The 26,338-nt window shown below is 51.9% G+C and carries 24 protein-coding genes; 12 read left to right on the top strand and 12 right to left on the bottom strand.

The genetic code is table 11. The features are described from left to right. The first annotated feature begins 10 nt into the window (after nt 1–10). Nucleotides 11–568, top strand: coding sequence for a VC2662 family protein (locus ACF8PK_RS21180; RefSeq protein WP_158107820.1), 558 nt, complete (start codon nt 11–13; stop codon nt 566–568). Nucleotides 569–654: 86 nt separating this feature from the next. On the opposite strand, the gene ACF8PK_RS21175 is transcribed toward ACF8PK_RS21180, so the two are convergent. Together ACF8PK_RS21175 and epmB are read right to left on the bottom strand one after the other, a co-directional pair. After that, nucleotides 655–1,128 carry an MgtC/SapB family protein gene (locus ACF8PK_RS21175; RefSeq protein WP_004728541.1) on the bottom strand — a complete coding sequence of 158 codons (474 nt, stop codon included), beginning with the start codon at nt 1,126–1,128 and terminating at the stop codon, nt 655–657. 125 nt (nt 1,129–1,253) lie between these two features. Next, nucleotides 1,254–2,276 carry an EF-P beta-lysylation protein EpmB gene (epmB, locus tag ACF8PK_RS21170; protein WP_392443447.1) on the bottom strand — a complete coding sequence of 341 codons (1,023 nt, stop codon included), beginning with the start codon at nt 2,274–2,276 and terminating at the stop codon, nt 1,254–1,256. 32 nt (nt 2,277–2,308) lie between these two features. Between epmB and efp the strand changes: the two genes are divergently transcribed. Then, nucleotides 2,309–2,875: an elongation factor P gene (gene efp / locus ACF8PK_RS21165; RefSeq protein ID WP_038152610.1), complete on the top strand. Its 567-nt coding sequence runs from the start codon at nt 2,309–2,311 to the stop codon at nt 2,873–2,875. A 120-nt stretch (nt 2,876–2,995) separates the two neighbouring features. Here efp and frdD read toward each other — a convergent pair whose 3' ends face one another. The 4 genes from frdD to frdA are packed head-to-tail and all read right to left on the bottom strand — an operon-like array spanning nt 2,996 to nt 6,300. Beyond that, the gene (gene frdD / locus ACF8PK_RS21160; protein ID WP_004728544.1) at nt 2,996–3,358 is read right to left on the bottom strand and encodes a fumarate reductase subunit FrdD; all 363 of its coding nucleotides are present in this window, start codon (nt 3,356–3,358) and stop codon (nt 2,996–2,998) included. A gap of 10 nt (nt 3,359–3,368) precedes the next feature. Beyond that, the gene (gene frdC, locus ACF8PK_RS21155) at nt 3,369–3,752 is read right to left on the bottom strand and encodes a fumarate reductase subunit FrdC (protein ID WP_004728545.1); all 384 of its coding nucleotides are present in this window, start codon (nt 3,750–3,752) and stop codon (nt 3,369–3,371) included. Nucleotides 3,753–3,754: 2 nt separating this feature from the next. Continuing rightward, the gene (locus ACF8PK_RS21150) at nt 3,755–4,495 is read right to left on the bottom strand and encodes a succinate dehydrogenase/fumarate reductase iron-sulfur subunit (protein WP_004728546.1); all 741 of its coding nucleotides are present in this window, start codon (nt 4,493–4,495) and stop codon (nt 3,755–3,757) included. After that, nucleotides 4,495–6,300, bottom strand: coding sequence for a fumarate reductase (quinol) flavoprotein subunit (frdA, locus tag ACF8PK_RS21145; RefSeq protein WP_055465843.1), 1,806 nt, complete (start codon nt 6,298–6,300; stop codon nt 4,495–4,497). The genes ACF8PK_RS21150 and frdA overlap by 1 nt, the downstream gene beginning before the upstream one ends. Before the next feature lie 305 nt (nt 6,301–6,605). Here frdA and epmA point away from each other — a divergent pair, with 305 nt between their 5' ends. From epmA to cysE, 5 genes are all read left to right on the top strand, one after another. Further along, on the top strand, nt 6,606–7,580 hold the full coding sequence (epmA, locus tag ACF8PK_RS21140; protein ID WP_038152612.1) for an elongation factor P--(R)-beta-lysine ligase: 975 nt from the start codon (nt 6,606–6,608) through the stop codon (nt 7,578–7,580). A 163-nt stretch (nt 7,581–7,743) separates the two neighbouring features. Beyond that, complete coding sequence (locus ACF8PK_RS21135) at nt 7,744–8,178, top strand: rhodanese-like domain-containing protein (RefSeq protein WP_014204325.1); 435 nt, start codon at nt 7,744–7,746, stop codon at nt 8,176–8,178. A 162-nt stretch (nt 8,179–8,340) separates the two neighbouring features. Next, a complete protein-coding gene (secB, locus tag ACF8PK_RS21130) occupies nt 8,341–8,808 on the top strand; it encodes a protein-export chaperone SecB (protein WP_004728550.1) in 468 nt (155 codons plus the stop codon). Between the two features lie 188 nt (nt 8,809–8,996). Then, complete coding sequence (gene gpsA, locus ACF8PK_RS21125) at nt 8,997–10,031, top strand: NAD(P)H-dependent glycerol-3-phosphate dehydrogenase (RefSeq protein WP_055465841.1); 1,035 nt, start codon at nt 8,997–8,999, stop codon at nt 10,029–10,031. Nucleotides 10,032–10,124: 93 nt separating this feature from the next. Next, nucleotides 10,125–10,946: a serine O-acetyltransferase gene (gene cysE, locus ACF8PK_RS21120; protein ID WP_004728552.1), complete on the top strand. Its 822-nt coding sequence runs from the start codon at nt 10,125–10,127 to the stop codon at nt 10,944–10,946. Nucleotides 10,947–11,006: 60 nt separating this feature from the next. On the opposite strand, the gene ACF8PK_RS21115 is transcribed toward cysE, so the two are convergent. The 3 genes from ACF8PK_RS21115 to argE form a co-directional block, all read right to left on the bottom strand. Continuing rightward, nucleotides 11,007–11,546, bottom strand: a complete 540-nt coding sequence (locus ACF8PK_RS21115; RefSeq protein ID WP_041942469.1) for a PadR family transcriptional regulator — start codon at nt 11,544–11,546, stop codon at nt 11,007–11,009. A 357-nt stretch (nt 11,547–11,903) separates the two neighbouring features. Continuing rightward, nucleotides 11,904–14,537 carry a phosphoenolpyruvate carboxylase gene (gene ppc / locus ACF8PK_RS21110; protein ID WP_004728554.1) on the bottom strand — a complete coding sequence of 878 codons (2,634 nt, stop codon included), beginning with the start codon at nt 14,535–14,537 and terminating at the stop codon, nt 11,904–11,906. 229 nt (nt 14,538–14,766) lie between these two features. Further along, nucleotides 14,767–15,903 carry an acetylornithine deacetylase gene (gene argE, locus ACF8PK_RS21105; protein ID WP_004728555.1) on the bottom strand — a complete coding sequence of 379 codons (1,137 nt, stop codon included), beginning with the start codon at nt 15,901–15,903 and terminating at the stop codon, nt 14,767–14,769. A 156-nt stretch (nt 15,904–16,059) separates the two neighbouring features. On the opposite strand from argE, the gene argC reads away from it, so the two are divergent. From argC to argH, 4 genes are all read left to right on the top strand, one after another. Beyond that, nucleotides 16,060–17,064, top strand: a complete 1,005-nt coding sequence (gene argC / locus ACF8PK_RS21100) for an N-acetyl-gamma-glutamyl-phosphate reductase (RefSeq protein WP_004728556.1) — start codon at nt 16,060–16,062, stop codon at nt 17,062–17,064. Between the two features lie 9 nt (nt 17,065–17,073). Continuing rightward, the gene (gene argB / locus ACF8PK_RS21095; RefSeq protein WP_004728557.1) at nt 17,074–17,865 is read left to right on the top strand and encodes an acetylglutamate kinase; all 792 of its coding nucleotides are present in this window, start codon (nt 17,074–17,076) and stop codon (nt 17,863–17,865) included. 86 nt (nt 17,866–17,951) lie between these two features. Then, the gene (locus ACF8PK_RS21090; RefSeq protein WP_004728558.1) at nt 17,952–19,169 is read left to right on the top strand and encodes an argininosuccinate synthase; all 1,218 of its coding nucleotides are present in this window, start codon (nt 17,952–17,954) and stop codon (nt 19,167–19,169) included. A 251-nt stretch (nt 19,170–19,420) separates the two neighbouring features. Continuing rightward, nucleotides 19,421–21,295 (top strand): argininosuccinate lyase, encoded by a 1,875-nt coding sequence (gene argH / locus ACF8PK_RS21085; RefSeq protein WP_004728559.1) that lies wholly within the window; start codon nt 19,421–19,423, stop codon nt 21,293–21,295. Nucleotides 21,296–21,494: 199 nt separating this feature from the next. On the opposite strand, the gene ACF8PK_RS21080 is transcribed toward argH, so the two are convergent. Together ACF8PK_RS21080 and ACF8PK_RS21075 are read right to left on the bottom strand one after the other, a co-directional pair. Continuing rightward, nucleotides 21,495–21,758 carry a DUF3624 domain-containing protein gene (locus ACF8PK_RS21080; protein ID WP_004728560.1) on the bottom strand — a complete coding sequence of 88 codons (264 nt, stop codon included), beginning with the start codon at nt 21,756–21,758 and terminating at the stop codon, nt 21,495–21,497. A 123-nt stretch (nt 21,759–21,881) separates the two neighbouring features. Beyond that, nucleotides 21,882–22,616 carry a glutathione peroxidase gene (locus ACF8PK_RS21075; protein WP_004728561.1) on the bottom strand — a complete coding sequence of 245 codons (735 nt, stop codon included), beginning with the start codon at nt 22,614–22,616 and terminating at the stop codon, nt 21,882–21,884. Nucleotides 22,617–22,759: 143 nt separating this feature from the next. On the opposite strand from ACF8PK_RS21075, the gene oxyR reads away from it, so the two are divergent. Continuing rightward, nucleotides 22,760–23,656, top strand: coding sequence for a DNA-binding transcriptional regulator OxyR (gene oxyR, locus ACF8PK_RS21070; protein ID WP_014204332.1), 897 nt, complete (start codon nt 22,760–22,762; stop codon nt 23,654–23,656). An 86-nt stretch (nt 23,657–23,742) separates the two neighbouring features. Here oxyR and ACF8PK_RS21065 read toward each other — a convergent pair whose 3' ends face one another. Next, on the bottom strand, nt 23,743–26,223 hold the full coding sequence (locus ACF8PK_RS21065; protein ID WP_143680273.1) for a penicillin-binding protein 1A: 2,481 nt from the start codon (nt 26,221–26,223) through the stop codon (nt 23,743–23,745). Between the last annotated feature and the right edge of the window lie 115 nt (nt 26,224–26,338).

The following is a 26,338-nucleotide window of genomic DNA, read 5'->3' as shown; positions in this document are numbered from 1 at the left end:
GGAGGTTAGTATGAAAAAGATCGTATCCGCGCTGGCAGTGACTGCCGCTCTGGCTTCGACTTCTGCTTTGGCGTCAACACCGGTGATGTTCTCTTCAATCAACAACTTTAATGCGCCGGATGACAATACGGTTGCGGGCGTCCGTGTTGCGGCCCTGTACGGCAATGTTGATCAGGTGAAAGGTTTGGACTTGGCTGTGATTGGTATGTCGGAAACGCAAACCACCACAGGTGTGAACCTGGGTATTTTCGGCGCGCACAAAATCAACCAAGAAATGACGGGTGCTTCACTGGGTCTGTTCAACTGGAACACTGGTAAAACGGTGGGTGCAAACCTCGGTGCCGTCAACATCACCAACGATGTGAAAGGCGCGAACGTCAGCTTCGTGAACTATTCTGAAGGTAACACCATGGTCGATGTGGGTGCAGCGAACTTCTCTGAGACCTCAACCGTGCAAGTGGGTATCTTCAACAAAACATCGAAAATTGAAGGTGTGCAGGTGGGTCTGATTAACTGTGCAGACAACGGCTTCTTCAAGTGTTTCCCGATTATCAACTTCGCGAAATAAGCGGCGGTTGAATGAAAAAAGCGTTGCCAGAGTGCAACGCTTTTTTGTTTCTGAGTGTCTGAGTTTCTGAGCGAGCGAGCCGAGCGTTAGTGCGGGCGACGAAAACGTTGATGCACACCACGGCGCAGGCTTTGAAAGGTATTTTCAACCTTATCTACGCCATATAGCACGCACAGCACCAGCACCGTGATCATCACCGATTGCACGTGGTAACCCAAACCAATCATCAAGCCGAGCGCGGCCAGGACCCAAATGACGGCTGCCGACGTCACGCCATGAATCTTGCCATCTTGCGTCATCATCACGCCAGCCCCGAGGAAGCCAACCCCAGTAATGATTTGGCCGAGCACGCGCGCTTGGTCGAGCGTATTGGGCGAGAGCGATACCGCCATCGCCATGAAAAGGTAAGTCCCGGAGACGATGAGGATCGACGTTCGAATGCCGACCGGCTTGCCGCGCGTTTGGCGTTCCACGCCGATCAGCAAACCCGTAATGGCGCAACACAGTAGGGCTGGCCAACTGAACGGGCCCAAATCAAAGACAGTATCGAGAGAAAGCATCATGGCCTTTACAATTGCTCAAGAAGAAAAAGGCGCAGTATGCGCCCAATTGAACCGTGACGCGAATAAAAGCTTTTGCTGGTGTGGATAACGCTTGCTTATTACGCGGGCGGATAGGCGCTCGGTTATTCCAAATGCAAGTCGAGCGGCGTTTTGCTCTTGCGACCGCCAATCTCGCGCGTCAACGTGGGCACCAAGTAACCGGACACGCGCTCCAGCAATCCACTCATGATGGCTTTGGCTTCGCTGTCACTGATGTAGAAGTGCGCCGCACCTTGTACTTTGTCCAACACATGCATGTAGTAGGGCAGAATACCGGCATCAAACAGAGTGTCGCTCAGCGCCACTTGCGCCGCCACGTTGTCGTTCACGCCTTTGAGCATCACGCCTTGGTTCAGTAACGTGACATTCACCGCGCGCAGGCGTGCCATCTGCTGTTTGAGTGCCAGATTGATCTCGTTGGCGTGGTTGATGTGTGTGACTAACACCACTTGAAGGCGGGTATTGGCCAGTAGCGCCACCAATTCATCGGTGATGCGCGCAGGAATCACCACCGGCAAGCGAGAATGAATGCGCAGGCGCTTGATATGGCTGATGGCGCCAATGCGCTCAATCAGCCAGCTCAGCTCCTGATCTTTGGCCATCAACGGATCGCCGCCAGAGAGAATGATTTCATTGAGCTCTGGCTGTGACGCGATGTAATCCAGACTTTGCTGCCACACCGCTTTGCTGCCTTTATTGTCGGCATACGGAAAGTGGCGGCGAAAGCAGTAACGACAGTTAATCGCACAGCCGCCTTTGACAATCATCAGCGCGCGGTTGCGGTATTTATGCAGCAAGCCGGGCACGGCATTGTTCTGTTCGTCAAGCGGGTCTTCGGAGTAGCCCGGATGGACGTCAAACTCTTCACTGAGTGGCAAAACTTGACGCAGCAGCGGATCGTACGGATTACCTTTTTCCATGCGATCAACAAAACTTTGTGGCACCCGCTGCGCAAACAATTTGCGCGCGTCAAATCCGTTTTGCCATGGCTGGGGATCGATGCCGAGCTGCTGAAGTAATTGCGCGGGATCGGAGATCCCATTCGCGAGCTGTTGGATCCAGTTTTGCTCAACAGAATCGACTTTTCGGGTTATGATGTGCGGCATTAACTTTAACTCGAAGAATGTAAGAGGAAATAATGGCTACTGTTAGCACGAATGAATTTAAAGGCGGTCTTAAAATTATGCTTGATAATGAGCCGTGTGTCATTCTCGAAAACGAGTATGTGAAACCCGGTAAAGGTCAGGCGTTCAACCGCGTACGAATCCGTAAGCTGCTTTCTGGCAAAGTTCTAGAAAAAACATTCAAGTCTGGTGACACCGTTGAAGTCGCTGACGTCATGGATATCGATCTGGACTACCTATACAACGACGGTGAGTTCTACCACTTCATGAACGCAGAAACGTTCGAACAGATCCCAGCGGATCTGAAAGCTGTGGGTGACAGCGCGAAATGGTTGGTTGAGAACAACACGTGCACGCTGACACTGTGGAACGGTAACCCAATCTCCGTGACACCACCGAACTTTGTTGAGCTGGAAATCACAGAAACGGATCCTGGCCTGAAAGGTGACACGCAAGGTACTGGCGGTAAACCAGCGACGCTGACTACCGGTGCTGTTGTACGTGTACCGCTATTCATCCAAATTGGTGAAGTGATCAAAGTGGACACTCGCAGTGGCGAATACGTCAGCCGCGTGAAATAAGTAACCGTTTGATTAAAAAAACCAGCGCTAGCGCTGGTTTTTTTGTGGCCGGAATTCAGGCATTCGGCGCAATAAAAAAAGGCAGGTGAGAGACCTGCCTTTTTGCCTGTTGACGGCGTGTTAGATCATGAAGATAAACACAACGGCCAGCGCAGAAATGATGGTTGCGAAGCCGTAACATGCAATTTTACCTGCCACACCGGTGTGGAATTTCAGGTCGTGCATGCCGTGGTGAACACGGTGCATCGCATGCCACATCGGCAGCGCCAATGTGCCGATCACAAACAGCGCACCGATGATGCTGGTCACGAAACCAGACACACGCTCGTAGCTCATCGCGTCAGCATCAATGATGCCCAGCGGTGCCAGGATACCCAGCACCAGAATGGTCACTGGCGTGATCATGGCAAACCATGTACCACCAGCACCAAATAGACCCCACCATACCGGTTCATCTGAACGTTTTGGATTGGTATTAATCACAATAAGCTCCTTACACCACGAAGAGAACGATCAGTGAAATGAAGGCAACTGCCACCCACTGAGTCAGTACGATGATTTTCTTATCCAGCAATTTGCCGTTCAGGCGAATTGGCACCACTTGTGGCATCATGCTGAAGAAGGTCTGCGCATGGAACAGGCTACCTGCCAGCGCGACGATGTTGATCGCGATGACGATTGGGTTCGCCATAAATGCCAACCAGCTATCCCACGCTTCCGGTCCTTTCACCAATGCACCCAGACCTACGGTCAGGAACAGAGTGAACAGGATGAGTGGCAGTACGGTCGCTTCACGTACCATGTAGAAGCGGTAGAACGGATGATCTTTCCACCAAGTACGTTTCATTTCACGAACATAAGGTTTACGGTTACTCATCCTCAAGCCTCCTGTGGTTTCAGCATTGCAATGACGAAGTCCATAGATGACTCCACTTTGCCTTGGTTTACCGCAGCCGCTGGGTCAACGTGTTTTGGACATACTTCAGAGCAGTAGCCGACGAACGTACAGCCCCAAGCGCCGTTGGCACCATTGATCAGCTTCATTCGTTCTGCTTTACCGTTGTCACGGCTGTCTAGGTTGTAACGGTGAGCCAGTGTCAGGGCCGCAGGACCGATGAACTCTGGGTTCAGACCGAACTGAGGACACGCTGCGTAGCACAGACCACAGTTGATACAACCAGCGAACTGTTTGTATTTCGCCATCTGTTCCGGTGTTTGCAGGTTGGTGCCGTCTTCCGGTTTGCGGTCGTTACCAATGATGTAAGGCTTGATGGCTTCCAGACGCTCGATGAACGGGCTCATGTCCACAATCAGGTCTTTCTCGATAGGGAAGTTCGCCAGTGGCTCAATTTTCACGCCATCAGGGTAGTCACGCAAAAAGCTCTTACAGGCCAGTTTTGGCACGCCGTTGACCATGATGCCGCATGAACCACAGATCGCCATACGACAAGACCAACGGTAAGACAGATCTTTGTCTAGGTGATCTTTCACGTAACCGATCGCGTCTAGCACAGACATGGTTTCATCAAACGGAACTTCAAACGCTTGAAGATGGGGTTCTGCGTCTTTTGCTGGGTCGTAGCGCAGGATTTCCACTTTTTGAATGCGGTTCGCTGACATTATTTCTGCTCCTCTACGCTCTGTGCTGCTTCGGCCGCTGCTGCTTGCTCTGCCGCTTCACCGTATAGACGGGCTTTTGGCTGAGATTTTGTGATGGTGACCGCGCTGTAATCGATCTTCGGTGCATCACCGTTTTGGTAGAACGCCAGCGAGTGTTTCAGGTAGTTCACGTCATCACGCTCTGTGCAGCCGTCGTCAAGACGTTGGTGCGCACCACGAGACTCTTTACGCAGGATGGCAGAGTGAACCATGGTTTCGGCAACTTCTAGGCCATAACCGACTTCGATCGCGTACAGCAGGTCAGTGTTGAACACTTTGCCTTTGTCTTTGATGCTGATGCGTTTGTAGCGTTCTTTCAGTTCTGCCAGTTTGTTGATGGTTTCTTCCATCAGATCTTCCTGACGGTAGATACCACAACCCGCTTCCATGGTGTGACCCATTTCAGTACGGATGTCAGCCCAGTTTTCGTCGCCTTTTTGGTCCAGCAGCGCTTGAATGCGTGCTTCAACCGCTTTCACTTGTTCAGCGATGGCGGTGTCGTTCCAGCCTTTGAATGTTTCAGCACGTTTCACGGCGTGTTCACCGGCAACGCGGCCAAACACCACAAATTCAGCCAGAGAGTTTGAACCTAAACGGTTGGCACCGTGCAGACCGACGGACGCACATTCACCCACAGCGAACAGGCCTTGAATGCGTGTTTCACATTCGCCGTTAGTTTCGATACCACCCATGGTGTAGTGCACGGTCGGACGAATAGGAATCGGCTCTTTTGCTGGATCGACGTTGACGTAAGCTTTGGCCAGTTCACAGATGAACGGCAGACGCTCTTGCAGGTATTCTTCGCCCAGATGACGCAGGTCGAGGTGTACCACATCACCCAGTGGGTGTTTGATGGTGTTGCCTTTTTGCTGCTCATGCCAGAACGCTTGAGAAACTTTGTCGCGTGGACCCAGTTCCATGTATTTGTTCTTTGGATGGCCAACCGGAGTTTCCGGGCCCATGCCGTAATCTTGCAGGTAACGGTAACCGTTTTTATTGACGATGATACCGCCTTCACCACGACAACCTTCGGTCATCAGGATACCTGTGCCCGGTAGACCGGTTGGGTGGTATTGCACGAATTCCATGTCACGTAGGGGAACGCCGTGGCGGTAAGCCATCGCCATGCCGTCACCAGTTACGATGCCGCCGTTGGTGTTGCAGTGGTAAACACGGCCAGCACCACCTGTCGCGAGCACAACAGATTTCGCTTTAATGGTGACCAATTCACCTTCTGACATATGAATCGCAATCAGACCTTGCACTTCGCCGTCAACCACCAGAAGGTCAACCACAAAGTATTCATCAAAGCGTTTGATTTGCGGGTACTTCATTGAAGTTTGGAACAGGGTGTGCAGCATGTGGAAACCGGTTTTATCGGCTGCGAACCATGTACGTTCGACTTTCATCCCACCGAAACGGCGCACGTTGACTTCACCGTTTTCTTTACGGCTCCAAGGACAACCCCATTGCTCCATTTGGATCATTTCGCGTGTCGAATTCGCAACGAAATATTCAACAACATCCTGTTCACACAGCCAGTCGCCACCGCCAACGGTATCGTTGAAGTGGTTATCTAAACTGTCTTCTTCCTTGATAACTGCTGCTGATCCACCTTCTGCAGCGACCGTATGAGAGCGCATTGGATAAACTTTGGAAATAAGCGCGACTTCCAAGTCCGGGTTTGCTTCAGCCGCTGCAATAGCAGTACGAAGACCAGCGCCGCCGGCGCCGATGACTGCGATATCTGTGGTGATAGTTTGCACAGTTATCCTCCAGTGTAGTGAGTTTTTTATGGGGACCGGCTAGGATCCCTTGATTATGATTCGCAGCTTGTCGATACGAAGGAAAGCTTCTTCTCGGTACTCGCTACTTTCCACTTGTACCAAAGTGGTAGCGGTAGTTTAGAAGAGGCGTTGTTTGAAAAAATTGATTCTGTTGGGCTTTTGCTTAGGTAATGCAAGCGCAAGCATACTTATTGCTCTTTGTGTGATTTCGATCACGTACGGGTTTGGTTTTTTTATACATATGAGTAGAATTATCCCTCTCTGTGTATATGTGAAGACCGAAAATGAGCAAGTCAGAATGGATGCCGACCGCATCAATTGAGCAACTGAAGCAGCGCGCAGCGCTATTGAGTCGCATTCGTCAGTTTTTTGCCGAGCGTGATGTGTTGGAAGTGGATACGCCCGCGATGAGTCATGCCACCGTGACCGATGTGCATCTGCATACGTTTCAAACCCAGTTTGTTGGCCCCGGTTACGCGACGGGGCGTCACCTGCATCTGATGACCAGCCCGGAATTTCACATGAAGCGCTTGCTGGCCGCCGGCAGCGGCTCGATTTATCAGATGGCGAAAGCGTTTCGCAATGAAGAAAATGGCCGCTATCACAATCCAGAATTCACCATGCTGGAGTGGTATCGCGTCGGGTTCGATCATCACGATTTGATGGACGAAATGGATGCATTGCTGCAAATGACGTTGCAAACGGGAGCTTCTGAGCGCCTGACCTATCAGCAGGCATTTTTGACCGTGCTGGGGGTGTGTCCGCTGGAAGGTAGCATGGCCGAGCTGAAACAGGCCGCCGCGTCGTTAGGATTAAGCGACATTGCTGAGCCGGAAACGGATCGCGATACCTTGCTGCAACTGCTATTTAGCATGGGCGTTGAAGGCAACATTGGTCAGCACGTGCCAGCATTTGTGTATGATTTTCCCGCCTCGCAAGCAGCGCTGGCCAAGATCAATCCACACGATGCGCGCGTGGCGGATCGCTTTGAGGTCTATTTCAAAGGCATCGAGCTGGCGAACGGGTTTCATGAACTCGACAACCCCCGCGAACAACTGGCGCGTTTCGAGGCCGATAATGCCAAGCGCATCGACATGGGGCTGGCCCCCCAACCGATCGATTATCATCTGATTGCCGCGCTAGAAGCGGGCTTGCCGGCGTGCGCCGGGGTTGCGCTGGGCATCGATCGCTTGATCATGCTGGCGCTGGGTGAGGATCACATTGATAAAGTGACCGCATTTCCGTTTCCCCGTGCCTAATCAAAGGCCAGTGGCCAGCACGCCCCAAAGCGCGAACGCTGGCCAAATGGGAGTCATTTTCGTGGCATAAGTCAGGGATTCTGTGTGCTAACTGCTCGCGTCAGGCTGGCAACCTCGTTATACTCTTTGGCTGTTTTGATCCACCATTGCAAGAGCGCAGGATATGCAAGAATACATTCAGTTTTTCCAACAGAACATGATCCTATCCCTGGCCTGGGTAGGTATTTTGGTGGCGTTGATCGCCAGCATCTATAAATCATCAACGGCTGCTTACAAAGAAGTCACCGCTTCACAGGTGACGCATCTGATGAACCGAGAAAACGGTGTGGTGGTGGATATTCGCACCAAAGAAGATTACAAACGTGGTCACATTACCGACTCAGTTCACATTTTACCGTCGGACATTAAAGCCGGTAACCTGTCTGCCCTTGAAAGCCACAAATCTGACCCAATCATCGTAGTATGCAAAACAGGTCAGACTGCACGTGAAAGTGCTGAGCTGCTGGCAAAAGCGGGCTTTGCGAACGTTAACCTGCTAAAAAGCGGCCTAGTGGCTTGGAACGAAGCAAATCTTCCTCTGGTTCGTGGCAAAAAATAATCGGTCACGAACGTTCTGAAATGGGCGCTGCACAAAATGTCGGCGCCTGAAACCCAGAGTTGTGATACTTGGCACGGATTGGATTTCCACTCTAGTGATCCCGCCAGCTCTCGGTTAGTCTCAGGGCAATGACTCGAAATTATCTGTATTAAGGACAAAATCATGGCTGAAGCAGCACAACAACAAGCTCCGCAACAAAACTTCGCAATTCAACGCATCTATCTAAAAGATGTGTCGTTTGAAGCACCTAACTCGCCAACAATGTTCCAAAAAGAGTGGAACCCAGATGTGAAACTGGATCTGGACACGCAAAGCCGTGAACTGGGCGAAGGTGTGTACGAAGTGGTGCTACGCCTGACTGTGACTGTGAAAAACGCAGAAGAAAACGCATTCCTGTGTGAAGTACAACAAGCGGGTATCTTCACGGCTGACCAAATGGAAGCGGGCCAACTGGCACATTGCCTTGGTGCATTCTGCCCGAACATCCTGTTCCCATACGCACGTGAAACGATCGCGAGCCTTGTGGTGAAAGGGACGTTCCCACAACTGAACCTGGCACCTGTGAACTTTGATGCCCTGTTCATGAACTACCTACAGCAACAAGCTGAACAAGGTGAAGCGCAAGCTTAAGCTGACGCTCTTCACCGCTCTGCCTCTCGCGCCAAAAAGTTGTGAGAGGCAACGCTAATGCACAGCGCATCTTCCTAGCATGGTGCGATGTGCATTTTTGTTTTTACCCACAGCGAAACGCCGTGCGTCTGCATTTGGGCGTGTTTTGGGTATAGAATAAGACAAACTGTTATCCATCAGGCGGAACAATGACTGATTCACACACAAACAATGCTTACGGTAAAGCGATCGCCATGACCGTCATTGGCGCGGGTTCGTACGGCACATCTCTGGCCATTTCTTTGGCTCGCAACGGCGCCAATGTTGTCCTGTGGGGACACGATCCGGTCCACATGGCGCGTTTGGAAGCGGAACGTGCTAACCACGAATTCCTCCCTGACATCGATTTTCCACCGTCGCTGATCATTGAATCCGATTTGCAAAAAGCGGTGCAAGCGAGCCGCGATCTGCTGGTGGTGGTGCCAAGCCATGTGTTTGCGATTGTGCTCAACAGCCTGCAACCTTACTTGCGAGAAGACACCCGGATCTGCTGGGCAACCAAAGGGTTGGAACCGGACACGGGACGTTTGCTGCAAGATGTGGCGCATGACGTGCTGGGTGAATCCCATCCATTGGCAGTGCTGTCTGGCCCGACGTTTGCGAAAGAGCTGGCGATGGGCATGCCCACCGCGATTTCAGTGGCATCGCCTGACGCGCAGTTTGTCGCCGATCTGCAGGAAAAGATTCACTGCAGCAAAACCTTCCGTGTTTATGCCAACAGCGATTTCATCGGCATGCAACTGGGGGGCGCTGTGAAGAACGTGATTGCCATTGGTGCGGGGATGTCGGATGGCATCGGCTTTGGTGCCAACGCACGTACGGCGCTGATTACCCGTGGTTTGGCGGAAATGACCCGTCTAGGCGCGGCGCTGGGCGCGCAGCCGGAAACCTTCATGGGCATGGCGGGGCTGGGTGATTTGGTGCTGACGTGTACCGATAACCAATCGCGCAACCGTCGCTTTGGTTTGGCCTTGGGTCAAGGCAAAGATGTTGATACGGCGCAGCATGATATCGGCCAAGTGGTGGAAGGGTATCGGAACACCAAAGAGGTGTGGCTACTGGCGCAACGCATGGGCGTGGAGATGCCAATAGTTGAACAAATTTATCAAGTATTGTATCAAGGAAAGGACGCCCGCATGGCAGCACAAGATTTGCTGGCGCGTGATAAAAAAGCAGAACGATAACCACAGCAATAAGCTGCTTGGCATTTTTTGAAGGATTAAAAGAGCAACCCGGCGTGACGCCATGCCGGGGAAAAGCCCGAGGCAGAGTGATCAATGAAACAGTGCGCACAAAATAAAGTCTGGCAAGCCATCGTGAACGAGGCTCGCGAGCAGTCAGAGCAAGAGCCAATGCTGGCCAGCTTCTATCACGCGACGATTATTAAACACGAAAGTTTGGCGGCTGCGCTGAGTTATATTCTGGCGAATAAACTCAATACCGCATCTATGCCAGCCATGGCGGTTCGTGAAGTGGTGGAAGAGGCGTTCGCCGCCGATCCGAGAATCACTGAAGCCGCGGCGTGTGATATTTGTGCGACGGTGACGCGTGACCCGGCGGTTTCCATGTACTCGATGCCGCTGTTGTATCTGAAAGGGTACCATGCGCTGCAAGGGTATCGCGTGGCGAACTGGCTGTGGCGACAAGGCCGTCAGGCGCTGGCAACTTATCTGCAAAACCAAATTTCAGTCGCGTGTCAGGTGGACATTCACCCGGCAGCGCGCATCGGTCGCGGCATCATGCTCGACCACGCCACGGGGATCGTGATTGGTGAAACGGCGGTGGTGGAAGATGATGTGTCTATTCTGCAAGACGTGACATTGGGTGGTACGGGTAAAGAGTGTGGTGATCGTCACCCGAAAATCCGCGAAGGCGTGATGATTGGTGCTGGGGCAAAAATTCTCGGCAACATCGAAGTGGGGACAGGCGCCAAGATTGGGTCGTGCTCGGTGGTGTTGCAACCGGTTCCGCCGCACACCACAGTGGCGGGCGTGCCCGCACGCATTGTCGGCCGTCCGAGAACCGATAAGCCGTCGCTGGACATGGACCAGAACTTTAACGGTCGTTCACAAACCTTTATTGGCGGCGACGGCATCTAGTTCGAGCTGTCAACGATAACAAAAAAGGGATGGTGCTGCGCATCATCCCTTTTTTTCACTTTACGCCATCGCGTCCAGTTCAGCGACCACTTCTTCGGCCCACTGAATCCAGGCTTGACGCACCAACAGGTTGCGACGCAGTGTCAGGCGCTCTAACCGCTGCTGCTTGTCCATCACGGCTGGGTTGGCATAGTACGCCGCTTCAATCTCGTTGTAGTGGGCAACCAGTTTGCGCGACTCTTCGATGAGTTCGGTCAGTTGAATGCGGTACGGATCCGCCGGTTGGACAGCACAAGCCATTAATTTTGCGCTGAATTCATCACGTACAGTTGGGTGGGCGGTCGGTTGGTCAAACCATTCACCTAGCGCGCTGCGGCCTAAATCGGTGATGGAGTAGACTTTACGATCCGGTTTGCCTTCTTGAGGTTCCAGAACACAGGTCACCAGATTCTGCTGACCCATTTTGTTCAGTTCACGATAAACTTGTTGGTGACTGGCTTTCCAGAAATAGCCGATGCTTGCAGAAAACTCTTTTGTGATGTCGTATCCGGTTGCATCGCGTGTGCTCAGAACAGTGAGGATAACGTGTGGTAATGACATGTCTTCAATCCAAATGGTTAATAAACTTCTAACAGTAGACTCAGCCATCGTGCGTACTTCTTGTTGGTACGCTGTGATTCAGGGTTTGAGTCTTGTCAGCAACGATGTGCTGCCCTTGTCACCTTGAAAGCCGTTTATCACCTAGGATTGATATGTCGTTGCATATCGAACTGCGACTTGTAGTGTTTGAATAGATGTCGCAGAGGAGCTGTAGTATATCTAAATAATAAGCATAAAGTAGAATACAATAGCGTTTTTTTTCAAAAAACTGATATTATTCTCAATAAATCTATCAAATAAAATAAAAGACCGCCAGTAAGCGGTCTTTTGGTTTTAAGTGGTTTTTTATGCTGTTAATTAGCCGGTATTGCGCATACCTGCTGCAATGCCCGCAATGGTGACCATCAGCGCTTCTTCCAGTTCCGGTGCTGGTTCCTGCGATTGACGCGTCCGGTACAGCAGTTCGGCCTGGAGCATGTTCAACGGCTCGACGTAGATGTTGCGCAGACGAATGGACTCATGGCCCCACGGATCACTTTGCATCAAGTTCTCGTTGTTCTCGACGTTCAGCACTGTCTTGATGTCTTTTTGCAGTTGCGCGCGCAGGCGTTGGCCCAATGGGCGCAGTGCTTCATCCACCAAACGCTCGTCGTAGTAACGGGCAATGTCGACGCTGCACTTGGTGTACACCATTTCCAACATGCCCAGACGGGTAGAGAAGAACGGCCATTCGCGGCACATCTCTTCCAACAGCGCCTGATGGCCTTTGTCGATAGAGTACTGAATCGCTTCACCCGCTCCCAGCCACGCAGGCAAGACCAGACGGTTTTGGCTCCACGAGAAGATCCACGGGATCGCACGCAAGCTTTCGACGCCGCCGTTCGGGTTACGTTTGGCCGGACGTGAGCCCAGCGGCAGTTTACCCAGTTCTAGCTCCGGCGTGGCTTGGCGGAAGTACGGCACAAAGTCCGGTTCGCCCCGTACCACGGCACGATAGGCTTCACATGACACTTCCGATAGCACGTTCATCAGATCGCGCCATTCCTGTTTCGGCTCCGGTGGTGGCAGCAGGTTCGCTTGCAACACCGCGCTGGCGTATAGGTTAAAGCTGTTGACCGCGACTTCGGGCAGACCGAGTTTAAAGCGAATCATCTCGCCTTGCTCCGTCACGCGCAGGCCGCCTTTCAAGCTTTTCGGTGGCTGAGACAGCAGTGCCGCGTGCGCTGGCGCGCCACCACGACCAATTGTACCGCCACGGCCGTGGAACAGAGTCAGTTCAACACCCGCTTCTTCTGCCACTCTCACCAGCGATTCCATCGCGTGGTACTGCGCCCAACCTGCGGCCATCACGCCAGCATCTTTGGCGGAATCGGAGTAACCGATCATGACCATTTGATGGTTTTGAATAAAGCCGCGGTAGAGATCGATGCTCATCAATTGAGTAATGACGGCTTCGGCGTTGTTGAGGTCGTCCAGCGTTTCAAACAGTGGACACACGTCCATGCGGTAAGGGCAGCCCGATTCTTGCAGCAGCAGGTGAACCGCGAGCACATCGGAAGCTGTGCGCGCCATCGAAATCACGTAAGCACCAAACGCTTCGCGCGGCTGCGCGGCGATGATCTTACACGTATCCAGTACTTCTTTGACCGGCTCAGATGGTTCCCAATCACGTGGCAACAGCGGACGTTTGGACGCCAGCTCGTTGGTCAGGAACGCAATTTTGTCTTGTTCGCTCCAGTGATTGTAATCACCGATGCCAAGGTAACGGGTCAGTTCCGACAAAACATCGGAATGACGGGTGCTTTCTTGGCGAATGTCGAGGCGTACCAAGTGAACCCCGAACGCTTTGACGCGGCGCAGGGTATCGAGCAGCGAGCCGTCGGCAATCACGCCCATGCCACACTCATGTAGCGATTGGTAACAGGCGTACAGTGGATCCCACAGCTGGCTGATGTTTTGCAGCGGTGCTTTCACCGCGAGTTTTTGGCCGTGAATTTTTGCATCGAGAATATCGAGTGTTTCTTGCAGCAACGAACGAACGCGTTTCAACACCGCGCGATACGGTTCGTGCTCTTCTTCACCGGCTAGTTCACGTAGCGTGTCGTTGCATTTGGTCATCGACAGTTCGGCCACCAACTCGCTGATGTCGCCTAAATACAGGTCGGCAGCTTTCCAGCGCGACAGCAGCATCACTTCACGCGTGATGGAGTGGGTCACAAACGGGTTACCGTCGCGGTCGCCGCCCATCCAAGAGGAGAAGTGCACCGGACGAGCGTCGATAGGTAATCCTTCTCCCAGATACCCTTTGACGCTCTCGTTTAGTTCACGAAGAAACTCAGGTACCGCTTGCCACAGAGAGTTTTCCACCACGGCAAAGCCCCATTTGGCTTCATCCAGCGGGGTTGGGCGCTGTTTACGAATCACGTCGGAATGCCAGCCCTGTGCGATCAGCTGCTCTAAGCGACGCTCGGTTTTGAGGCGTTCTTTGGAAGAGAGTTCGCTCAGCTCCAGTTTGGACAGGCATTCGTTAATTTTGACCAGGTTGTTGATCATGGTGCGACGGGTAATTTCCGTCGGGTGCGCGGTCAGCACCAGTTCAATGTTCAGATCGCGTACCGCTTGGGCGGTATCCAGTTTGCTGATGCCGTTCTGGCTCAGTTGGCTGAACAGCGAATGCACCGCATCCGGTTCACACACATGCGCTTCACAATGACGTGAAATGGTGTGGTATTGATCGGCGATGTTGGTCAGGTTCAAGAATTGGTTGAAAGCACGAGCGACGGGCGTGAGCTCATCGTTGTTAAGGCTTTTAATCTCTTCAATGAGATTCGCGTGATCCGCTTGGTTGCCGGCGCGGGCAGATTTGGAAAGTTTTCGGATGGTCTCCACTTTCTCTAAAATAACGTCTCCGTCTGCATCTTGAATGGTCTGACCGAGGAGTCGACCCAACATGCTCACGTTACTTTTGAGCGCGGCGTATTTTTCGTTCATTGTCATCCTGCCTTGTAAAAAAATTACATCCATTGTTCTTTTCTTTAAGTACACAATCTAACGAAATTTGTCCAGTGCCGTCAAACATAGCAGACTAAGATTCCATTTATTGCTTCGTTGGTTCTTTTGAACAGCTGTTAGGATAAAACACCTTTTTTGTTGAAATTTTCTTACAAAAAGCCCTGAGTGGTAAAACCGACTCAGGGCGACGTAACAGCTTGTTCACACTTTAAAAGCAGTATTTGACCATCGCTTTGGACAACACGTTGATGGTGGGGTCGATGAACTCAAATGCCAAAAATTCGTCTGGTTGGTGGGCTTGATCAATCGAGCCCGGGCCTAAGACTAAAGTCGGACATAGCTCCTGCAAGAACGGCGCTTCCGTGCAGTAGTTGACGGTTTGCGCTTCATGGCCACAAATTTCACTCACGCCGGTGATAAATGGGTGATCGTGCGCGCACTCGTAACCCGGAATCGCGTCGTGCAGCGGCTCCAATTCAATTCGCCCCGGCCATTTTTCCTGAACCTCTTGTAGCGCGCCACGCAGCATGTTGTCCAACCCATCCAAACTGATGCCCGGTAGCGGGCGCACATCGTAATGCAGTTCGCAGCAACCACAGATCCGGTTGGGCGCATCGCCGCCGTGAATATGGCCAAGGTTGAGTGTCGGCGTGGGAATTTCAAAACCGGGGTGATGGTACTCTTTCACCAGTTTGTCGCGCAGTTGCATCATCGCAAACAGCACTTCATACATGATTTCAATCGCGTTTACACCGAGCGCAGGGTTCGAGGAGTGCCCCGATTTGCCTGTCACGCGAATGGCGTTGGCGACGTGGCCTTTGTGGCCGTGAATTGGCACCAAGCTGGTGGGCTCACCGATGATGCAGTAATCCGGTTTGAATGGCGCATTTTGCGTGAAGTGACGTGCGCCCAGCATGGTGGTTTCTTCATCGCAGGTCGCCAGCACATACAGCGGTTTGCGCTGTTTGCTCCAGTCCACTTTTTTCACCGCTTCCAGAATGAAGGCAAAAAAGCCCTTCATGTCGGCGGTGCCGAGGCCGTAAAACCGGTTGTTATCCTGCGTGAGCGCATGAGGATTATAGTTCCAGCGCCCTTCATCAAACGGCACGGTATCGCTGTGGCCTGACAGTAACAGACCGCCTTCCCCTTCGCCCTTTTTGGCAATCAGGTTTTGTTTACCCGGCGCCACTTGATCAATCGTCACCTGAAAGCCGAGATCGGTCAGCCAGCCTGCCAATTTGGCAATCACCTGTTCATTACCTTGGTCCCATTTGGGATCGGTGGCACTAATCGACGGGGTCGAAATCAAGCCTTCATAGACTTCGAGGAAACTGGGTAATTGCATATTATCTTCGCTCCTACTATTGACAGAATAACGCTGAAAATGTAAAACACATATTAAATCACTTTTAATGAATAAAAAACCGATTAATCTGGTCTTTTTGGAAATTAATAGTCAGTTTTAAATGTTGTTATTCACCTTCTTTTTGGATGTTTTACGATGCTAAAAACCACCATCATCGGCGCAAGCGGTTACACCGGAGCAGAGCTGGCTCTTATGGTTCATAAACACCCAGAGCTCACGCTATCAGGTTTATACGTTTCCGCCAACAGCGTAGACGCTGGAAAGTCAATTGCCCAATTGCACGGCAAATTGGCTGGATTGGTGGAGATGCCAGTGCAGGCATTACTCGATGTCGAGCAAGTAGCGCAAGATGCTGATGTGGTCTTTCTTGCCACGGCACATGAAGTCAGCCATGACCTCGCGCCTGTGTTTCTGGCCAACAACTGTCAGGTGTTTGACCTGTCTGGCGCGTACCGCGTGCAAAGCGAAGGGTTTTATCAACAGTTTTATGGGTTCGAACATCAGCATGGTGATTGGTTAGCCGAAGCGGCTTACGGATTGGCGGAGTGGAACCAAAACGCGATTCTCAATAGTCAGTTGATTGCCGTCGCGGGTTGTTATCCAACCGCTTCGCAACTGGCGATTAAGCCGCTGCTGGTGGCGGGTCTGGTGGATAAATCTCAGTGGCCGGTGATCAACGCGGTGAGCGGTGTGTCCGGCGCGGGGCGTAAAGCCAGCATGACCAACAGTTTCTGCGAAGTCAGCTTGCAGCCATATGGCGTATTTACCCATCGTCACCAACCTGAAATCGCGGCACACCTCGATTGCGATGTGATTTTTACGCCGCATCTGGGCAACTTTAAGCGTGGCATTCTGGCCACCATTACCCTGAAGCTCGCCGCGGGTGTCACGGCGGAGCAGGTCGCGCAAGCGTTTGAGCAGGCCTACCACAACAAACCAGCCGTGCGTTTGCAGACCAACACACTGCCAAGCATTCAGAATGTGGAATTCACGCCTTTCTGCGACATCGGTTGGAAAGTGCAGGGCGAACACATCATCGTCGTATCGGCGATAGACAATTTATTGAAGGGTGCATCGAGTCAAGCGATGCAATGTTTAAACATTCACTACGGTTTCGATGAACTAACCGCTTTGGTGTAAGGGTTAAAAATGACGGATACAAAGCAAAATCCATTGGTGATTAAGTTAGGTGGTGCCGCTCTGTCGTGTGCAGAGACACTCAGCAAGCTTTTCGGCGCAATCGCCCAGTATCAAGCCCAAGCACAGCGACGAATTGTGATCGTACACGGCGGTGGTTACCTCGTGGACGAACTGATGGAAAAACTGCAGCTGAAAACCGTGAAAAAAGACGGTTTGCGCGTGACCCCTTACGATCAGATCCCGGTCATTGCCGGTGCGCTGGCCGGGACGGCGAACAAGATGCTGCAAGGCCAAGCGATCAAAGATGGTTTGAATGCGGTGGGGCTTTGTTTGGCTGACGGCGGCCTGTGTCAGGTGGTTGAACTGGATCCGGAACTGGGCGCGGTTGGTCTGGCGAAAGCGGGTGATGCCAAGCTGGTTGAAGCGCTGCTGACGGCGGGTGCTCTGCCCATCATCAGCTCCATCGGCCTGACCGCTGAGGGGCAGATGATGAACGTCAATGCTGACCAAGCTGCTGTTGCAGTGGCTGGCGCGCTCGACGCTGAACTGGTGCTGCTGTCGGATGTGAGCGGTGTGTTGGATGGCAAAGGTCATCTGATTGCCAGCCTTGATGAACAGCAAGCCGACGCGTTGATCGCCGGCAAAGTGATTACCGACGGCATGATTGTGAAGGTCAAAGCGGCGCTGGAAGCGGCTAAAGATCTGGGTCGCCCGATTGAAGTGGCCACCTGGCGCTATCCGGAAAAGCTCGCCAAGCTGTTCGCCGGACAAAGCATCGGCACGCAGTTTCTGCCTGAATAAACGAATTGAAATAACAAACGAATTAATGGACATAAACCTGAGCACTGACCGCCAAGCGCAGAGCCAGGAAGTTGGAGAGAAGTACAATGAGTAAAGTTCAAGTAAATAAAGTGGTTGTCGCATATTCTGGCGGTCTGGATACATCAGTCATCATTCCATGGCTGAAAGAAAACTATGACTGTGAAGTCGTGGCGTTTGTGGCCGATGTTGGTCAAGGCGCGGATGAGCTGGTCGGCATTGAAGAGAAAGCGATCGCCTCAGGGGCTTCAGAGTGTTACGTCGTCGATCTGAAAGACGAGCTGGTTAAAGACTACATCTACCCAACGCTGAAAACCGGTGCTTACTACGAAGGTAAATACCTGCTGGGAACGTCAATGGCGCGCCCGGTGATCGCGAAAGCACAAGTGGAAATTGCACGTCAAGTTGGCGCAGATGCACTGGCGCACGGTTGTACCGGTAAAGGCAACGACCAAGTGCGTTTCGAAGGCGCGTTCGCTGCGCTGGCACCGGATCTGCACGTGATTGCCCCTTGGCGTGAGTGGGATCTGGTCAGCCGTGAAGAGTGTCTGGATTACCTTGCCGAGCGTAACATTCCATGTGCGGCGTCACTGACAAAAATCTACTCGCGTGACGCAAACGCATGGCACATCTCTACAGAAGGTGGCGTACTGGAAAGTACTTGGAACGCACCGAACGACGATTGCTGGGCATGGACAGTCGACCCAGAGCAAGCGCCAAATGAAGCCGAGTACGTGACGCTGAAAGTCGAGAAAGGCGAAGTGGTTGCCGTGGACGGCCAAGCGCTGTCACCTTACGACGTGTTGGTTGCGCTGAACGAGAAAGGCGTGAAACACGGTGTGGGTCGTATCGATATCGTGGAAAACCGTTTGGTGGGCATGAAGTCTCGTGGCTGTTATGAAACGCCGGGGGGCACCATCATGATGGAAGCGCTGCGTGCTGTTGAACAGCTGGTTCTCGACAAAACGGCGTTTGAATTCCGTGAAGAGCTGGGCATCAAAGCCTCTCACCTGGTGTACGATGGCCGTTGGTTTACACCACTGCGTAAGTCTGTGTTTGCCGCGGCAGAAGAGCTGGCGCAAGACGTGAATGGTGAAGTGGTGATCAAGCTTTACAAAGGTCAGGCAACGGCGACTCAGAAACGTTCTGAGAACAGCCTCTACTCGGAAGAGTTTGCCACATTCGGTGCAGACGACGTGTACGACCAAAGCCACGCGGGCGGTTTCATTCGTCTATACTCTCTGTCGAGCCGTATTCGTGCGCTAAGCGCTGCAGCGAAGAAATAACGCGCAAATAAATAATCAAAATTTGCCACAAATAGAAAAGCCCGTTTGCTCTGCAAGCGGGCTTTGTTGTATCTGCGATAGTAAACGAGTCAGTCTTAAAATATTTACTGAATAACTATGTTTAAAAAGTGAATTTTTACTTTATTTTTTGTTCAACTTCCCGTAACTTTGACAAACACAATAAATCGCCTGATTCAGGTCGGATATCATACTAGCACAGCAAGTGATGAGTGAGCATTAGGAGACACGCAATGGCATTATGGGGCGGAAGATTTACCCAAGCGGCAGACACAAGATTCAAAGACTTTAATGATTCATTGCGCTTCGATTACCGATTGGCTGAGCAGGACATTGTGGGGTCCATTGCTTGGTCGAAAGCTTTGCTGTCTGTGAATGTGCTGAGCGAAGAAGAACAGCAAAAGCTGGAGCTGGCGCTCAATGAACTCAAGCTAGAAGTGATGGAAGACCCTGAGCAGATTTTGCTGTCGGATGCGGAAGACATTCACTCTTGGGTTGAGCAACAACTGATCAGTAAAGTCGGCGATTTAGGTAAAAAACTGCACACCGGCCGTTCGCGGAACGACCAAGTGGCCACCGACCTGAAATTGTGGTGTCGTCAGCAAGGTCAGCAACTGCTGATTGCACTGGATCGTCTGCAAAACAAAATGGTCGACGTGGCCAAAGCACATCAGGGCACCGTACTACCGGGTTATACACACCTGCAACGGGCTCAACCAGTAACATTTGCGCACTGGTGCTTGGCGTATGTTGAAATGTTTGAGCGTGACTATTCTCGTTTGAGCGATGCGATTAAACGCCTCGATACATGCCCGCTGGGTTCTGGCGCGCTGGCGGGGACCGCTTATGCGATTGATCGTGAAAAACTGGCGCACTCACTCGGCTTTCGTCGTGCGACTCGGAACTCACTCGATTCCGTATCGGACCGCGACCATGTGATGGAACTGATGACCACGGCGTCGATTTCGATGCTGCACCTGTCACGTCTGGCGGAAGACATGATCTTCTACAACTCCGGTGAATCAGGCTTTATTGAACTGGCAGATACCGTCACCTCGGGCTCGTCCTTGATGCCACAAAAGAAAAACCCAGACGCGCTGGAGCTGATTCGTGGCAAGACTGGTCGTGTGTATGGCTCACTGGCTGGCATGATGATGACCGTGAAGGCGCTGCCGCTGGCGTACAACAAAGACATGCAAGAAGACAAAGAAGGGCTGTTTGACGCGCTCGACACTTGGAATGACTGTATGGAAATGGCGGCGCTGTGCTTTGAAGGGATCAAAGTGAACAACGCACGTACGTTGGAAGCCGCCAAACAAGGATACGCCAACGCCACTGAACTGGCAGATTACTTGGTGGCGAAAGGCATTCCATTCCGTGAAGCGCACCATATTGTTGGGGTTGCGGTCGTGGGTGCGATTGCCAAAGGCTGCGCACTGGAAGAGCTGTCACTGGAAGAGTTGAAAGCCTTCTCACCCGTGATTGAAAACGATGTGTATGCGATTTTGACCATTGAGTCGTGCTTGGAAAAACGGAGCGCTCTCGGCGGCGTGGCACCACATCAAGTGGCCTACGCAGTGGAACAAGCGGAGAAACGCCTGTCTAAACGCGATGCGTCTTCAGTCAAAGTGCGTCCTGCGCGTCTGACCGACATTGAAACGTTGGAAGGCATGGTGACTTACTGGGCCAACATGGGCGAAAACCTGCCGCGTTCACGCAATGAAATCGTGCGCGATATCGGTTCGTTTGCGGTGGCGGAACACAATGGTGAAATCACCGGTTGTGCGTCGCTTTATGTGTACGATTCCGGCTTAGCCGAGATTCGCTCACTGGGCGTGGAAGCGGGCTGGCAAGGACAAGGTCAGGGCACGGCCATCGTCGACTATCTGGTGAAAAAAGCGCGCCAAATGGCGATCAAGAAAGTGTTTGTGCTGACACGGACACCGGAGTTCTTTATGAAGCTGGACTTCATTCCGACCTCGAAAACGTTGCTGCCTGAGAAAGTACTGAAAGATTGCGAGCAGTGTCCGCGTCAACATGCGTGTGATGAAGTCGCGCTGGAAGTCAATTTGGATGAGCACCTGATCATTAAGGCCAGTGTTGCATAACCAATTGAATATTCAGTACTCGATTGAATGACTCAAAAAGATCGAAAAAAGATCGATTTTTTTGGGAACCAATAAGAGGAAGCTGGGTCTATATCTGTACCACTGCTTTTTCTTAGAAGAATCTAAGAGAGCCCTGAAACACGTTTCGTTTTGGGGCTTTTTTCTTTTCTGAGCCGCAATAAATCAAAGTCTTCGTGTTTCATCTATCGCGCTTATGATTCCCTTGGCGTTGACGCCACGGCAGAATGACAAACTTCATCCACAAATGCAGAAACAGCAACGTGTTAAACGCAAAACCGGCCACGATCAAAGCGATCGATTGGATGCTGCGTGGATCGTCTCGAAATGCAAAATACCACACCACCCAGCACACCACCGACAACGTGGTGAGTTGATCCATGCAGCGCTGACAGCGGCCAATTTTTTTCCAGAACCAGTTTTCGCGGCAATCATGACACGCCATCGATTTTCGCCTCACAGGGATGATTGGATACGACACCGTTAGTATACGCAACCCAAACGCCAATGCGAACTCATCAATAGAGCGACGAAAAAAAGCCCCTGAATAGGGGCTATCGGCATGAAATTAGCGGTTGAGCAAGTGCGCTTCTAACTCTTCACTGCCACCAATGTGGCGTCCTCCGATGAAAACTTGTGGCACTGTGGTGCGGCCAGTAATGGCACGTAGGCTGACGCTAGTGGCATCTTTGCCCAGAATCACTTCTTCGTATTGCAGGCCAGCATCAATCAGGTTCTGCTTGGCTTTGGCACAGAATGGGCAACCGGGTTTGGTGAAGACGGTAATCGACTCTTGCGTCTTGTAGTCCGGGGCCAAGTAATTCAGCATGGTATCTGCGTCTGACACTTTGAATGGGTCACCTGGCTCATTGGGTTCAATGAACATTTTCTCGATGATGCCATCTTTGACCAGCATGCTGTAGCGCCATGAACGTTTGCCAAAACCGAGTTCTTTTTTATCAACCAGCAAGCCCATGCCATCGGTAAACTCACCGTTGCCATCAGGAATGAACTGAATGTGTTCTGCTTCCTGATCGTGTTTCCATGCATTCATCACGAAGGTGTCGTTGACGGATAAACACAGAATGCTATCGACGCCGTGCTCCTTGAATACCGGAAACAGCTCGTTGTAGCGAGGCAGGTGGCTGGATGAACACGTGGGTGTGAAAGCGCCCGGTAAACTGAATACGATGACGGTTTTGCCCTTGAACAACTCATCACTGGTCACGTTGACCCAAGCATCGCCTTGACGAATCGGAAACGTAACTTGTGGTACAGCTTGGCCTTCTTTTGATGCAAACATGATTTTTCCTTATAAATTTGAGAAATTCAGTTCAAGGGGATGGGTGCGCCCCGTTAAGTTGTGCCTATTATTGAAGAAAAACTTTGATAGCTCTAATCGTTTGATGTTATGGTTTTGATAGGTGCATTCTATCGAGGTACAAAATGAACATTCGAGATTTTGAATACTTGGTGGCCTTGGCTGAGCATAAACATTTTCGTAAAGCCGCAGAGGCTTGCTTTGTCAGTCAACCTACCTTAAGTGGTCAAATTCGTAAGCTGGAAGACGAATTGGGAACGGTACTGCTGGAGCGCAGCAGTCGCCGAGTTCTGTTCACGGATGCCGGATTGCAATTGGTGGATCAGGCCAAGCGGATTCTGAGTGAAGTCAAAACCTTCAAAGACATGGCGAGCGGCCAAAGTGGCGCCATGACTGGCCCGATGCATATCGGGTTTATTCCAACGTTGGGGCCGTATTTGCTGCCGCGCATTGTGCCGACATTGAAAGAGCGCTTTCCTGAGCTGGAGCTTTACTTGCATGAAGCGCAAACGCATCAGCTGGTGCGTCAGTTGGAAGAGGGGAAGCTCGATTGCTTGGTGCTGGCTTCGGTTGAAGAGACCGCGCCATTCAAAGAAATTGATATTTTCAACGAACCGATGAGCATCGCGGTGCCGTGTGGTCATGAATGGGCGGGGCGCAACGAAGTCGACATGCTGGAGCTGAACGGAAAAACCGTGCTCGCGCTGGGCGATGGGCACTGCTTGCGTGATCAAGCCTTGGGGTTCTGTTTTGCGGCAGGCGCTAAAGATGACGAACGTTTCAAAGCGACCAGCTTAGAGACGCTGCGCAATATGGTGGCGGCGGGCGCTGGTATCACGCTGTTACCACAATTGTCGTTGCCGGGCGAAAAAGAGAAAGATGGCGTGTGTTACATCAAAGCGGTCAATCCGGTGCCGTCACGTCGTTTGGTGTTGGTCTACCGTCCCGGTTCGCCGCTGCGTCAACGATTTGAAAACCTCGCGGCATCCATGCAAGGTTGTTTGAGCGCGACACTGCATTAAGCGATAGGCGAGCGTCGCAATCAATAAAAACGAGCGATAAAAAAAAGAGGCTGAAGATTCTTCAGCCTCTTTTTTCGTCCTTGTCATCAGAACAGCGATTCGTTGTCGTCGCTGGTGTAGATGCTGTTGGTGCTTGATTCCGTCATGTACTCTTTCGGTTCTGTGCCATTAACGAAGTATTCAAACATGGAGCTGGAATCCAGCTTATTGGTCAGCAGGCCACTGTCGCGGTCGATACGCACGCGCACGATGTTGTCGGGGATCGCTTGCTCTTGATACGGCACGCCATCTAACGCCAGACCCATAAATTCAATCCAAGCTGGTTGCGCTGTTTTAGCTCCCGCTTCTGCGCCGGAGACATCGTCTTCAATCGCTGGGTTTGGCGTGGTGCGACCGAGGTTGCGACTGTGTTCGTCAAAGCCGACCCAAGCGGTGGCCACAATGCCCGGACCATAACCGTTGTACCACGCATCTTTTGAATCGTTGGTGGTCCCGGTTTTACCGCCGATATCACGACGTTTCAACGCTTGCGCGCGCCAACCTGTGCCGTTCCAACCTGTGCCTTCACGCCAGTCACCGCCGCCCCAGATGTTGCTGTACATCATCTGACGCACTAAGAATGCGTTCTGTTCAGAAATCACTTTCGGGGCGTATGGTGCATCGACATCTTGCTCTTCAATGCCATTGCTCAGCGTGGTGGTGCACTCGCTGTGGCATACCGCTTTCGGAGTTGCCGCAAATTCAGCGTCGCCGTAAGGCCCTTCCACTTTGCTGATGTAGAACGGTTCCACATAGTAACCGCCGTTGGCAAACACGGAATACCCTTGTGCCATTTTCACCGGCGTTAAACTGCCTGCACCCAGTGCAATGGTTTCGGAACGGGGTAGTTGGTTGAGGTTAAAGCCAAAACGAGTCAGGTACTGACGCGCATCGTCAAGGCCCACTTCACGCAGCACCCGCACCGCCATGACGTTTTTCGATTGTGCCAAACCAATGCGTACGCGGGTGGGGCCTGCGTAAGTTGGTGGTGAGTTCTTTGGACGCCATGCGGTGCCTTGGCTCTCATCCCATTGGTTGATGGGCGCATCGTTGATCAGGGACGCCAGCGTCAGCCCTTTGTCCAATGCCGCCGAATAGATAAACGGTTTGATACTCGAACCCACTTGGCGCACCGACTGAGTCGCACGGTTAAATTTGTTGTGGACGAAGTTGAAGCCACCCACCAGTGCCAGTACGGCGCCGTTTTCTGGATTCATTGCCACAAAGGCCGTTTGTGCATTCGGTACTTGGCTCAGTTTCCAGTGCTGTTCCTCTGCGCCGCTGTCGTGTAACTGACGTACCCACACTTGTTCGCCGACGGCCAAAATGTCCGCTGCTTTGTTAGGCACTGGCCCTTGACGTTCATCCGTAATGAAGCGACGTGCCCAGTTCATGTCATCCCAAGCGATGGTTTGTAGACCGGTATTTTTCACCCACACCTGGGCCGATTTGCTGTCAACCTTCATCACCACAGCAGGGAAGAGGTCGTTGTACGTCGGTTCATTGCGCAGGTGACTGCTGATTTTCTCTTCATCCCAAGCGGCTTGACCCGATTTCCACAGTTCTTTTTCTGCGCCGCGGAAGCCGTGACGTTCGTCGTAAGCCAGCAGGTTATCGAGGGCTGCTTTGTTGGCCGCCCGTTGCAGTTTGGAATCAACCGTGGTGTAGACGTTCATGCCGGAGGTGTACGCATCTTCGCCGTAACGATCAATCATCCAAGCGCGAGCGATTTCAGCCACGTAAGGCGCGCTGAGTTCAATTTCTGCGCCGTGGAAACGCGAGTCGAGTTGCTCGTTGCGCGCTTCATCATACTGTGCCTGCGTGATGTATTTTTCGTTGAGCATACGCAGCAGCACCACGTTTCGACGGTTCGTCGCACGCTCAACGGAATAGATAGGGTTCATGGTGGATGGGGCTTTTGGCAAGCCAGCAATCATCGCAATTTCACCCAAGGTCAGGTCTTTCACTTCTTTGCCGAAGTAGGCCTGAGCCGCAGCGCCAACCCCGTAAGAACGGTAGCCGAGATAAATCTTGTTGAGGTAGAGCTCAAGAATCTCGTCTTTGGTCAGCAGTTGTTCGATGTGAACGGCGATAAAAATCTCTTTGATTTTTCGCATGATCTTCTTCTCGTTTGAGAGGAAGAAGTTACGCGCAAGCTGTTGCGTGATGGTACTGGCGCCTTGCGACGCACTGCCAGAAGCTAACACGGCAAATGCAGCGCGCGTGATACCGATGGGGTCAAAACCATAATGTTCGTAAAAACGGGAGTCTTCGGTTGCGATGACCGCTTCGAGCAGCTCTTTTGGCATTTCGTCGAGTTTCAGCGGAATACGACGTTTTTCCCCAAACTGAGCAATCAGTTTGCCGTCCTGACTAAAAACTTGCATTGGCGTTTGCAACTGCACGTCACGCAGTGTCGCCACATCTGGGAGATCAGACTTCACATAGAAGTAGAAGCCAAAGATTGTAGTGACTCCAAGAATAATGCAAATCAATGAAAATACTAATAAACGCTTTATGAACTTCACCGGAGAATCCCTGTTTAGTAGAGGCTGCCCTAATGCAAACCCCTGTACTCTAGACTAAAAACGCAGCACTTAAAAATGTCGCGTGACTATTTTTCACATAAATAAATGTGCTGCC

This window comes from Vibrio sp. CJQ_6, assembly GCF_043106745.1.
Classification (GTDB): Bacteria; Pseudomonadota; Gammaproteobacteria; order Enterobacterales; family Vibrionaceae; genus Vibrio; species Vibrio furnissii.
This window is presented reverse-complemented; position numbering and strand designations above follow the sequence as displayed.